Origin of the sequence: Myxococcus sp. CA039A (genome assembly GCF_013336645.1) — a bacterium.
Classification (GTDB): domain Bacteria; phylum Myxococcota; class Myxococcia; order Myxococcales; family Myxococcaceae; genus Myxococcus; species Myxococcus llanfairpwllgwyngyllgogerychwyrndrobwllllantysiliogogogochensis.
Genome location: NZ_JABUMQ010000070.1, coordinates 25,852 through 36,973 on the forward strand (window position 1 = coordinate 25,852; position 11,122 = coordinate 36,973).

Sequence of the window (11,122 nt, forward strand, 5' to 3'; positions counted from 1 at the left end):
CGGGTCAGCGCGCGGGCGGAACGCAGCGGTTCTGGGAATACGGCGGCTGGAGCGCGCACCAGGAGGGCCGTCCCGAGGAGGCCCAGGAGAGGACGAGGGCCGGCGGTCCCCCCTCATCGAGGGGCCCGGGCCAGGTCTCCACGAGCTGGAGTCCCTCGCGCTCGCTCCAGCGGTAGAGCTCCGGCGGGTCCTCCCGCTTCTCGCCCTCCAACGCGAATGCCAGCGTGTGAGCGGGCCCGCACAGGACGCGGGGCACGGGGCGCAGGCCCTTGTGGACCACGGCACGGCGGACCTCCGTGTCGCTCTCGAACCACACCAGCTCCAGGGTGGTGCCCTTGTAGCCCTCCGTCACGCCAAAGTTCGCCAGGGCATACGTGACGATCAGTTCCGAGTCACCACACCACTCCTGCGCCGAGGCGAAGACGGGGAAGCGGCTGAGACTCTCTCCGGACCGGGTGTCAACGAGGACGGCCGTACCGTTTCGCAGGCTCACCAGCGCGCGTGTCTGGGAGGGACTCGCGGAGACGGAGTTCACCTCCGTGATGCGCACCTTCCCCACCGCCATGACGGAGTCCGTCCGGCAGGAGTTGTTCTCCCAGTCGAGCGCCTCGCAGCTCCGCACATGGGTGACGACCGCGGAGCCCACGGTTTCGCTGCGCACGGATTCGGTGCATCGGCACGCGGAGGCCAGCAAGAGGACGAGCACGAGAGTCGCGTGGCGCATGGAGCCTCGGAGACGAAGGACGGTGCGGGCAACGCGGTGACTCTAGCGGACGTCGAAGCAATAGAAGACCCGGGGTTGGCCGGTGCCGGTGAGCACGTCGGTGTGCAGCTCCAGCCGGTAGCAGGGCTGGTCGCCTTGCTCCGGAGTCGGCCAGGTCGTGCGCTCCACCTGGAACGCGGTCAATAGGTCTGGCGCCCCCTCGCGTCGCAGGCGCAGGTGGCCGACATCGACGGAGTAGTCATGGACCTGGACGTGCTCATCCAGGTCGATGCTCTCCAGCGCCCCTTCCCGGTAGAACACCAGGCGGTCCGAGACGGGGTACCAGTCAGGGTCTCTCAGCCACGTGGCGAAGGCCACCCCCTGCCCCGCCGGGTCATACAGCTCGCGCTCCGGAGGTGACTCTTCATCGCCACCCGTGCGCGCCCGCTCCAGACGTGAGAGCGCCAGTCGGACCTCCGCCCGGACATCGCGGCGCGGCTCCGAGCCCTCCAGCGCGGACAACACGGGATGGGCCTCCACCGCCAGCCGTCGCCCCAGCGAGCGCGCCGCCTTCAACCGGACCTCGGGCTCCGGGTCCGAGAGCGCCTTCACCAGGGCCCGCTCCGCGACCTCTCCCGCCCTGTCCGCGAGCACCCGTGCCGCAGCCGTGCGGACCCTCGGGTCCACGTCGCGGGTGAGGGCCAGGGACAGGTCCTCGTCCGCCTCGGGGGCCGCGCCCGTGAGCGCGAGCACGGCCTGGGAACGCACCTGCCAGTCCGGGTCGGCACGCAACAGTCCCCGCAGCGGGGCGAGCGCCCGCGCCAGTCCGACAACGCGAGGCCACGCCACCACCGCCGCCTCACGCACGGGCGCGGACGTGTCCCCGAGTGCCTCCTGGATGACGGGCTCCACCTCGCCTCCGCCCAGACGCCCGAGCGCGGTGACGAGCGCGGCGCGCTCCTCCGCGTCGGAGGCGCGGCGGGCTTCGTCGACCAGCCGGGAGGTCGCCGCGCCGCAGCCGAGCTGGCCGAGCGCGAGGATGGCCAATTCTCGCAGCGGGGGAAGCGGATCATCCAGCAGGCGAACCAGCTGCTCGCAGCCGTCCGAGGTTCCTCGACGAAGCAGCGCGTGGACCGTCCGCATCCGCACCGTGGGCGAGACATCCGCGAGCAGCGGCAGCAGCGGCGTGGTGGGAAGGGAGGCACGCGGGGTGAGGGCCTCGACGGCCGACAGGCGCACCTGCTCATCCACGTCCTGGAGCGCCTCCACGAGCACGCGGTCCGCGGACGGGTCCTCCACGGTCGCCATCGCCGCGACCGCCGCGGCCCGGACGGAGGGCGCCGCGTCCACGAGCCCCTGCCGCGCCAGGGCCAGCCAGGTGTGTGCCTCCTGTTCCCTGGCGACATCGAGCATGTTCAGCCGCTCCGACTCCGTCGCGGAACCGAAGCGCGCGCCCAGCAGCGCTCCCGTTTCGGAGACGTCGAGTCGCGCCAGTGCCTCCATGGCCTGTCGTTGCACCGCGCTGTCCGCATCCGCCAGCGCGGTGACCAGGTGACTCCAGGCCACCTGTCGTGGCGCCAGGGCCAGTCCCCGCGCCGCCATCGCCCGGACGCGCGCGGAGGAATCGCCCATCGCCGAGAGCAGGAGGTCTTGCGCTCCGCGCGCATCCAGTCCCTGCATCGCGAGCAGCGCCAGGACCTTCTCCCGCTCCTGTCCCCCCGCGAGGGCCTCACGAGCCGCGTCGACCAGGTCCGCCCGCGCACGCAGCCGCGCGACACCTTCACCAGTGCCCTCGCTCGTCGTCCCGGCCAGTTGGCGCAGCAGCTCCGACGTCGACGGGGACTCACGCATGGCCGCCCCCTGGAGGTGTTCGCACTCGTGCCATCTGCCCCCCCTGGCTCCGTGCCGACAGCGCGGGATTCTACTCGCTCGCTCCCTGGGCGGGCCTCCGGGGTTGCCTCGCCCCGCGCCAAATCCGCCCCCAGGGCACGGAACTCCACACTTCGCCCGCAAGCCCCTCCGCCGCGCCAGCACCCCGGCAAGCGCCGCGTGGCCCGCACGCGAGCGCTCGGGGCCCCGAGGCCATCAGAAGGGCATCAAGGGGTGAAATGATGAGCGACCAGGCCACTGTTCCAGCTCCCATGGCCGCCTTTGAAAGCGCACCAGCCCGCCCGCCGCCGGTCGACTCCGCGGCCCTTCCCGTCGGCTTCACCGCGGACGTCCAGGCCATCGCGCGCATCGACGCCGTGAAGACGGTGCTGCGGGTGCTCTTGCAGACCACGGGGCTGCGGCTGGCCGTCGTCGCCCGCGTCACAGCCCAGGAGTGGCGGTGTTGCGCCGTGCTGGACGAGATGAACTTCGGCCTCAATCCGGGCGACACGCTGGCCATCACGACGACCTTCTGCAACACGGTCCGCGTCTCCGCGACGCCGCTGCTCGTCAATCACGCGAGCGAGGACCCCCGCTTCGCGAACCACCCCGCGCCCAGGCTCTACGGCGTGGAGAGCTACATCGCCGTGCCCGTGTACCGCAGGGATGGCTCCTTCTTCGGCGTCATGTGCGCGCTGGACGCGAACCCGGCCCTGCTCGCCGAGGACAAGCTCGAGGTGTTCCGTCACCTCGGGGAGCTCATCGGCCATCAGCTCGAGAACCAGGAAGAATTGGAGCGCAGGGACGCACAGCTCTTCAGCGCGAAGGAAGCGGCCCTGCTGCGCGAGCAGTTGATTGGCATCGTCAGCCATGACCTCCGCAATCCGCTCAACGCCATCCTCCTCTCCGCCTCCACGCTGGTGCGACGCACGGACCTGGACGAGCGGGCGCGCAAGGCCATCCGCCGCATCGTGGACTCGGCGGACCGCGCGCAGCGGCTCATCCGGGACCTGCTCGACTTCACCCAGACGCGCATGGGACAGGTGCTGCCCGTCAAGCGACAGGTCATGGACCTGCATGAGCTGACCCAGCAGGCGGTGGATGAGGTGCAGGCCGTCATGCCGGAGCGGCTGCTGGAGGTCGAGACGAGCGGCGATGGACAGGGCGCCCTGGACTCGGACCGCATCGCCCAGGTGATTCACAACCTGCTCTCCAACGCCGTGCAGTACAGCCCACCGGGCGCCCGCATCCAGGTGCTGAGCGAGGGCAGCCCCCTGGAGCTGGTGCTTCGGGTGAACAACGCCGGACCGCCCATCCCCATGGACGTGATTCCCACCCTCTTCGAGCCCATGCGACGTGGAACGGAGGCCGGAGTGGAGCGGCGCAGCGTCGGCCTGGGCCTCTTCATCGTGGACCAGATTGCCCGAGCGCACGGAGGCCGCATCGAGGTGACCTCCACCCTGGCGGGCGGAACGACCTTCAGCATCCATCTGCCGCGCTGCGGCTGACGGCCCCTCCCTCGCGCGAGAGCGGGTATAACGCGCGCAATGGAGTCCACGCCGTCGCTCCCCCAGCCACCCCTCGCTGACCCCTGGCGGCTCCCCGTCTTCTGCCTGGCGGCGGCCTCGGTGCTCGCGCTGACGCTCCAGCTCACCAATGGCACGCTCCGCGAGGACTCGATTCAAGGCCTCACGAAGTGCCTGGGCCTGAGCCTGCTGGCGGTGGTCGGCCCGGGCTTTCGTCGTCCCTGGCGGTGGGCGGAGCCGGTGCTCGCGTTGCTCCTGGGAGTGGCGCTGCTGTGGCAGCTCCAGGCCCTGCTCTCGGACTACCCTTCGTCCGCGCTGCGGCTCAACGGCCCCTGGCCCTTTGCGCCCTTCCATGCGCACCTGGCCACCGCGGCGCTCGTGTCGGGTGCGCTCCTGGCGGGGCCGGAGCGACTGCGGCAGGTGGGCGTGCCCGTGCTGCTGGGGGTGTATCTGCTGCTTGGGGGATGGATTCTCCGGCATGCCCCGTCGCCGAACATCGACGTCTTCGTGTTCCAGCTCCAGGGCGCGGACGAGCTGCTGCGCGGCGGCAATCCGTTCGCGATGACGTTCCCCAACATCTACGGGCATACGCTCTGGTACGGAGAGGGACTGGCGAGGGACGGGCGTCTGCTGTTCGGCTTTCCCTATCCTCCCTTGAGCCTGGTGTTCGCCACGCTCGGCCGCGTGCTGGCGGGCGACCCGCGCTACGCGCAGCTGGTGGCCACGGCGGTGGCGGCGGGCTTGATGGCGTATGCGCGTGGGGGACGGCTGGGCGCGGGAGCCGCCGCGCTCTACTTGCTCACGCCGCGCGGCTTCTTCGTGCTGGAGCAGTCCTGGACGGAGCCGTTCCTGGTGATGCTGCTGTCGGCGAGCGTCTTCTGTGCCTTCCGCTTTCCTCGGGCCCTCCCCTACGTCTTCGGGCTGACGCTCGCCGTGAAGCAGCACACGGTGTTCCTCGTGCCGCTGGCCTTCCTGCTGGTTCCCGAGCCCCGGCGGCTCTGGGGCCTGCTCTGGCGCGCGGGAGCCACCGCCCTGGCCGTGAGCCTTCCGTTCGCGCTTCCGGACGTGAAGGCGTTCTTCCACAGCGTGGTGGCGCTGCACATCCACCAGCCGTTTCGCACGGAGTCGCTGAGCTACCTGGCCGCGTGGGTCGCCCGGGGCCATGCGCCTCCGCCCATCTGGATACCGTTCGTCGCGGTGGCCCTGGTGCTGGGCCTGAGTCTGTGGCGCGCGCCCCGGTCGCCGTCGGGCTTCGCCGCCGCCACGGCCCTCACCTACGCCACCTTCTTCGCCTTCAACAAACAAGCGTTCTGCAACTACTACTACTTCGTCGTGGCGGCGCTGTGCCTGGCGGTGGCCTCGGCACGACTGCCCTCACCCCAGGTCCGGGTCGAGTGACAGTTTCCGGAGCCCCCGGTGTTCCAGGGACAGCGCGCCTGGACTGCGCGCCCCCTTCACTGGAGGCAGGACATGTGGAAGCGCGTGGCGGCGGGTGTACTCACGGCGTGGTGGCTCGCGGGCTGCAGTGACTTCGACGTACACGGCAACGGAGACACCGTCACGGAGGAGCGCCAGGTGGAGGCGTTCCAGTCGGTGACCCATGAAGGGAACCTGGACGTGGTGGTGCGCGAAGGGGAGACAGCCACGCTCAAGGTGACACTGGACTCGAACCTCCAGGACAACGTGCGCACCTTCAAGGGCCCGGATGCGTCCCTCTTCATCGTGACGGACGGCAACCTCCACCCCAAGGGCACCGCGCGGGTGGAAATCACGGTGCCACGGCTGGTGGGCGCGACGCTGGAAGGCTCCGGCTCGATGACGGTGGAGGGCTTCATCGGCCAGACCGAGGAGCACGTGCGGTTGGAGTCGACGGGCTCGGGCGGCCTGCGCTACTGCGGCGGAGCCCGCACGGTGGAGGCGAAGGTGGAGGGCTCCGGCCGGGTGGTGATGTGCATGCCGGACTCGGTGCTCGTGGAGCGGGCGGACTTCTCCCTGTCCGGTTCCGGCGAGCTGAGCTGGACGGGCGCCGCGAGCGACGTGCATGTCGCCAGCGAGGGCTCCGGCCGGGTGAAGCTGAAGGGCACCAGTTCGCGGCTGAACGTGCGGATGGAAGGCAGTGGTGACCTGGAAGCCCGCGAGCTGCGCGCGGTGGACCTGGACCTGGTCTCCGAGGGCTCCGGCGATGCGAGCGCCACCGTCGAGGGCGGCACCGTGAATGTCTCGCTGGACGCGTCGGGCGACGTGGACCTGTGGGGCGACGCCTCCGTGCGCTCCATCCGCGTGAATGGCAGCGGCAGGGTCAACTGGCACTGACCGACGTTGGGTCGCGGGCGGGCCGTCCCAGGGCGGGGGCCCTCCTCCCCCGGACAGCACGGCCGCCTCCCCTCCTACCGAGCCCTCCGCCACCACCGGCCTTTCTTCGCGGGCGCCTCCGGGATATTCACCGCGGGAATGAAGGACGCAGAGACCTCGTCGCCCGCACTCCCCGCTGATACCGACCTCACGTCGCCCTCCTCGCTCTCGTTGGAGGACGTCCGTCGATGCACCCGCCTCCTCGAGGCCGCGGCGGAGGACCGCATCCTGCTCACTCGGCTCCCCGAGGAGGACAAGCTCGCCCTCCTGGTCGCCGCTGGCCGCCTGGTGCACCCGGACCGTGGGGCGAAGACGCGGCTGGAGAAGGCCCTGCGGCGGGAGCGCCGGCAGGAGAAGGAGACCAAGGACCGCGAGGTCCGGGCGTCCACCCGCATCCGGCTGATGCGCCGGGCGCCCGTCTTCAACGTGCCCATGCTGCCGCCCCCGCCCGAGGAGAACCCGGGGCAGCTGCTGGAGACGCCGCGCAAGTGCTACGTGTGCAAGGCGGAGTTCCGTCAGCTGCACTTCTTCTACGACTCCATGTGCCTGGAGTGCGCGCACTTCAACTACGCCAAGCGGACCCAGCGCGCCTCCCTGGACGGCAAGGTCGCGCTCATCACCGGCGCACGCGTGAAGATTGGCTTCCAGGCCTCGCTGATGCTGCTGCGCTCGGGCGCCACCGTCATCGCCACCACGCGCTTCCCCCAGGACGCGGCGCGGCGCTACGTGCTGGAGCCTGACTTCGCGGACTGGTCCCACCGGCTGCACATCCACGGGTTGGACTTGCGGCACGCGCCCAGCGTGGAGCTGTTCGCCACGTACGTGGAGCAGACGCACCAGCGGTTGGACATCATCATCAACAACGCGGCGCAGACGGTCCGCCGTCCTCCGGGCTTCTACGCGCACCTGCTCGAGGGCGAGCAGCTCCGCCTGGAACAGCTGCCGGAGGCCGCGCGTCCGCTGCTCGCGGGACACCGGGCCTGCATCGAGACCGTGACGCCCATGCTCGGCACCGGCGGCACGGTGGACGCCTCCTCGCTCACGACGACCTGGCGCAGCAGCGACCCGGCGCTGGGCATCCACTCGTCCGCCGCGCTGTCGCTCCTGCCCTACGCGATGGAGCAGGAGGGGGACACGCGCGCCCTCTTCCCCCAGGGCCGGCTGGACGCGGACGAGCAGCAGGTGGACCTGCGCAACATGAACTCGTGGCGGATGAAGCTGGCGGACGTGCCGACGGCGGAGATGCTGGAGGTCCACCTGATCAACGCGGTGGCGCCCTTCATCCTCTGCGGCAAGCTCAAGCCGCTGATGATGCGCGACCGCTCCTCGGCGGGCCACATCGTCAACGTGTCGGCGATGGAGGGCAGCTTCTCGCGCGGGACGAAGACGGACCGGCACCCCCACACCAACATGGCGAAGGCCGCGCTGAACATGATGACGCTGACGTCCGCGGCGGACTACGCCAAGGACCGCATCTACATGAACGCGGTGGACACGGGCTGGGTCACCGACGAGGACCCGGTGTTGTTCTCGGAGCGCAAGGTGGTGGACCTCGACTTCCAGCCTCCCCTGGACATCATCGACGGCGCGGCCCGCATCGTGGACCCGGTCATCTTCTCGGAGAACACCGGCCAGTTCTCGTGGGGCAACTTCTTCAAGGACTACCGCCACACCGCGTGGTGAGCATGTCCCCGCGTCGCGCGGGCCCCTGACGGAAAAGCCAGGGGCCCACCGCGTTCACTCGCGGCGGAAGCGGCGGCGCAGGCTCAGCGGCACCAGCAGCGCGAGGAGCAGGGGCCACAGGCCCGGACTGGCGCTGCATCCACCGTCGTCCCCAGGCGCGTCCTTGTCCGGCCCCGGACCCGCGTCCGAAGAGCCCGCATCCGAAGGCCCCGCGTCCGCGTTGCCGCTCCCCGAGTCCGGCTGGCCCGAGCCCGCGTCGGGCGTTCCGGAACCTGCGTCGGGCTCACCCGTGCCCGGCTCGCAGTTGCCCAGCGAATGCTCCAGCGCGCCCAGCGTGTGCGCCCCGGTGGAGGGCCGAGGACGCCGGCAGAAGTCCTCGCTGACGAGGGCATTGGGGGCGGCGGCGCCGACGAGCTGGGACACGGAGCCCTTGAGCGTCAAGTCGCCCTGGAGGGGCGCGGCATACCAGGACGTCCAGGTGGCGGTGGCCACGTTCATCAAGTTCGTGCCCGCCGTGAAGCTGCCGGTGTCGCGGCCCCGGATGACGGACGACAACACGTTGCCGTGGGCCTCGCCGGTGGAGGACGCGAAGCGGAAGTCCACGCCCGTCGTGCCGATGAAGGTGTTGAACAGCACCTTCGTGCGCGTGGCCCGGTTCAGGTAGACGGCGACATCCGAGCAGTTCGCGACGATGTTGTTTCGCAGGATGCCATCCGAGTGCTCGGGGTCACACGGCACGTTCGCATCGAAGGCCGGCGCACAGAACGCGGCCCCCGTTCCGCCGCCGCCGAAGGACAGGCCAATCCGGGTGTCCGAGGCCGGCAGGTCCCTGGCGCAGACGACGCGGTTGCGCTCGAAGAGGCCGCGCTTGCCACCGCTCTTCATGAAGGCGCCGTAGGAGATGCCGCCCTGCTTGGAGAAGTCGTGCAGCTCGTTGTCGCGGACCACCCAGTCGTCGCCCGTGTCGATGTTGAGCTTGGTGACGGGAGTCGACGTCGCGCGCGGGCGCGTGTCGTAGATGTCGTTGTGCTCGATGAGCCCTCGGTGGGGCATCTCGAAGACACCCTCGGTGTTCTTCGTCGCGTTGGCCTTGAGCTGCGCGTTGAAGTCGCGCACCCGGCTGTGGCGCAACACGAAGCCCTCCGCGTGGCCGGTGACGTGGAAGGCGTGTTCGCAGTCTGGGTCTCGCGCGCAGATGCCCTCGATGGTGAGCCCGTCGAAGACCCAGGAGCGACCCGACACCTTGAAGCCCTCCACGGCGTTGAAGCGGATGAGGGCCGCATGGCGATTCGCGGCGCGCACGGTGATGGGCTGGGCCTCGGTGCCCTCCGCCTTGCAGTCCAGGTTCGCGTTCACGGTGTAGGTGCCGTCCGCGAGCACGATGTCGTCACCGGCCTTCGCCGATGCGAGCGCGGCTTGCAGCTCCGCCACGGTGGAGACGTTCTTCACGGCGGCGGCGCCAGTCAGGGGCAGCAGGAGCAGGACCAGGGAGGAGGGTCGCATGGGGACTCCAATCACGGGGGTCTGCGACCCTAGCGGATATCTCCCTCCGTGGGTCCGGGGCTACACCCGGGGGCGGGCGGCCCATGGTCTGTCGATGGGGTGGCACCTGTCACCATGGTACAAATCTCAAGCATTCCTGAACGTCCGAAGCGCAGGGGACAACACCCAATGATGTCAGCGGTTCCGGGCATCATGCTGCGCCCAGGCGGGCCATCGCCGATCGACAACATCTGGAGTCAGTCACCCTCCAAGTTCCGCCTCAACCCTCACTTCCTTCTCTCATCCCTATGCAGATTCCTCGTGTTCATTCGCGGTCGCTGAGCGCATTGCTCGCCACCCTGTTCCTTGTCTTGTCCGCGTGCGGCGGAGATGACTCTCCCAACACGGATGCCGGTACCCGGCCCCCCGATGCGTCCATCCCAGACAGCGGTGGCGACGCGGGCCCGCCCGACGGCGGAGAGGACTCCGGCACGCCCGGCAACGAGGAGGACTCAGGCACCCACACGGGTACCGACGGAGGGCCGGGCCCCCAGCCAGAGCAAGACGCGGGACCGACCCCGGAGACCGACGCGGGACCGACCCCAGGGACCGACGCCGGACCGACACCGCAGACCGACGCCGGACCAGTCCCGGAGACCGACGCGGGACCGACACCGGAGCCGGATGCGGGGCCGCTCGACGGGGGACCGGCACCAGAGCCGGACGCGGGGCCGCTTGATGGGGGACCGGCACCGGAGCCGGACGCGGGGCCCCTTGACGGGGGACCTGCCCCTGAACCCGACGCCGGAATGAGCACCTGCGGCGATGGCCACCGCCAGCTCTCGGAGGCCTGTGACGACGGCAACACGGTGAGCGGCGACGGCTGCTCCGCGAGCTGCGCCGAGGTCGAACCTGGCTGGGTGTGCGAGCAGGCAGGCCAGCCCTGTGTCCTGCTTCCCGTGTGTGGCGACGGCCAGGTGGATGGCCAGGAAGTCTGCGACGACGGCAACACGACGAGCAACGACGGCTGCGACACGAGCTGTGCCGTGGAGACCGGCTGGAGCTGCCCGGCGAACGGCGGGGCCTGCGGCGCGGCGGCGTGCGGCGACGGCATCCTCGCCGGACAAGAGGAGTGCGAGGACGGCAACACCACCTCCGCGGACGGCTGTAACGGCTCGTGCCGTCTGGAGTCCGGTTACAAGTGCCCCATTGTCGGCCAGCCGTGCAGCCGCACCACCTGCGGCGACCAGGTGACCGAAGGGACCGAGCAGTGCGACGATGGAAACAACGACACCGGCGACGGTTGCTCCCCGCTCTGCATGAGGGAGCCTCTCTGCACCAACGGCGTCTGTGAGTCCGTTTGCGGCGACGGAGTGCTGCTGCCGAACGACACGACCGAGGAATGCGACGACGGCAACACGCGCGCCCATGATGGCTGCTCGTCGTCGTGTGAGCTCGAACCCGGCTTCCAATGCGTCATCACCATCGAGTCACCTCCCGCCCAGGT

General features: G+C 70.2%; 8 protein-coding genes. 5 read left to right on the forward strand and 3 right to left on the reverse strand.

Annotation, left to right across the window (positions count from 1 at the left end):
- Positions 1–4: 4 nt before the first annotated feature.
- Positions 5–724, reverse strand: a complete 720-nt coding sequence (locus HR086_RS14200) for a hypothetical protein (RefSeq protein ID WP_174463315.1) — start codon at positions 722–724, stop codon at positions 5–7.
- Between the two features lie 42 nt (positions 725–766).
- A complete protein-coding gene (locus HR086_RS49415; protein ID WP_174465900.1) occupies positions 767–2,554 on the reverse strand; it encodes a HEAT repeat domain-containing protein in 1,788 nt (595 codons plus the stop codon).
- 290 nt (positions 2,555–2,844) lie between these two features.
- Here HR086_RS49415 and HR086_RS14210 point away from each other — a divergent pair, with 290 nt between their 5' ends.
- The 4 genes from HR086_RS14210 to HR086_RS14225 all read left to right on the forward strand — a co-directional run bounded on the left by HR086_RS14210 (position 2,845) and on the right by HR086_RS14225 (position 8,133).
- Positions 2,845–4,080 (forward strand): GAF domain-containing sensor histidine kinase, encoded by a 1,236-nt coding sequence (locus HR086_RS14210; protein WP_174465901.1) that lies wholly within the window; start codon positions 2,845–2,847, stop codon positions 4,078–4,080.
- 39 nt (positions 4,081–4,119) lie between these two features.
- Entirely contained in the window at positions 4,120–5,496 is a 1,377-nt protein-coding gene (locus tag HR086_RS14215) for a hypothetical protein (protein WP_174465902.1), read from the forward strand.
- Between the two features lie 72 nt (positions 5,497–5,568).
- Positions 5,569–6,411, forward strand: coding sequence for a GIN domain-containing protein (locus HR086_RS14220; protein ID WP_174463316.1), 843 nt, complete (start codon positions 5,569–5,571; stop codon positions 6,409–6,411).
- 138 nt (positions 6,412–6,549) lie between these two features.
- On the forward strand, positions 6,550–8,133 hold the full coding sequence (locus tag HR086_RS14225) for an SDR family NAD(P)-dependent oxidoreductase (protein ID WP_174463317.1): 1,584 nt from the start codon (positions 6,550–6,552) through the stop codon (positions 8,131–8,133).
- 54 nt (positions 8,134–8,187) lie between these two features.
- On the opposite strand, the gene HR086_RS14230 is transcribed toward HR086_RS14225, so the two are convergent.
- Positions 8,188–9,636, reverse strand: coding sequence for a chondroitinase-B domain-containing protein (locus HR086_RS14230; protein ID WP_174463318.1), 1,449 nt, complete (start codon positions 9,634–9,636; stop codon positions 8,188–8,190).
- Positions 9,637–10,424: 788 nt separating this feature from the next.
- On the opposite strand from HR086_RS14230, the gene HR086_RS49770 reads away from it, so the two are divergent.
- Positions 10,425–11,122, forward strand: a 698-nt coding sequence (locus HR086_RS49770; protein ID WP_373564298.1) for a DUF4215 domain-containing protein, incomplete at its 3' end; no start/stop codon positions are given.